At 73.6% G+C, this 998-nt stretch carries 1 protein-coding gene; it reads left to right on the top strand.

What is annotated here, in order from left to right; all coding sequences use genetic code 11:
• On the top strand, positions 1–998 hold a 998-nt coding region (locus C1I97_RS37830), incomplete at both ends, for a condensation domain-containing protein (RefSeq protein ID WP_258382941.1).

Below are 998 nucleotides of genomic sequence, written 5' to 3'. Positions count from 1 at the left end.
GTCCTGGTGGCCGGCGAGGACACCCTCGCGGACGTCCTCGCCGCCGAGTCCGCGCACGTCTTCGACCTCGCCGCCGACCTGCCCGTCCAGGCCCGGCTGATCCGGCTCGGCGCGCGGGAGCACGTCCTGCTCGTCGTCATGCACCACATCGCCTCCGACGGCTGGTCCATCGCCCCCCTGCTGCGCGACCTCGCCCACGCCTACCGGGCCCGCACGGCGGGACACGCGCCCGAGCAGGAGCCGTTGGAGATCCAGTACGCCGACTACACCCTCTGGCAGCAGGAGGTGCTCGGTGAGCCGGACGCCGAGGACAGCCTCATGAACCGGCAACTCAGTTATTGGCAGGAGCGGTTGGCCGGGCTTCCGGAGGAGGCCACGCTGCCCGCGGATCGGCCGCGCCCGGCCGTTGCCTCCTACCGCGGCGACACCGCCACCGTGCACTGCCCGCCCGAGACGCACACCGCGCTCGCCGACCTGGCCCGCGAGAGCGGCGCCACCCTCTTCATGGCCGCGCAGGCCGCCCTCGCCACCGTGCTCGCCGCCTCCGGCGCCGGCCCCGACGTCCCGATCGGCTCCCCGGTCGCCGGCCGCACCGACGAAGCCCTCGACGACCTCGTCGGCTTCTTCGTCAACACCCTCGTGCTGCGTACCGACGTCGCCGGCGACCCGACCTTCCGGGAACTGCTGGAGCGGGTACGTGAGACCGATCTGGCCGCCTGGGCGCACCAGGACCTCCCCTTCGACCGGCTCGTGGAGGCCCTCAACCCCGAGCGCAGCGGCGCCCGCCACCCCCTCTTCCAGGTCATGCTCACCCTGGTTCAGGCCGGCTCCACCGACCCCGGCGCCGACTTCCCGGGACTGCGGGCCCGCGCCGAGTACTCGGCCACCCGCACCGCCAAGTTCGACCTCACCATCGGCTTCGACGAGCACCTCACCCCCGACGGCCGCCCCGCCGGCCTCGACATCACCGCCGAGTACGCCACCGACCTGTACGACCC

The organism is Streptomyces sp. NTH33, from assembly GCF_003236365.1.
In the GTDB taxonomy this organism is placed as follows: Bacteria; Actinomycetota; Actinomycetes; order Streptomycetales; family Streptomycetaceae; genus Streptomyces.
This window is presented reverse-complemented; position numbering and strand designations above follow the sequence as displayed.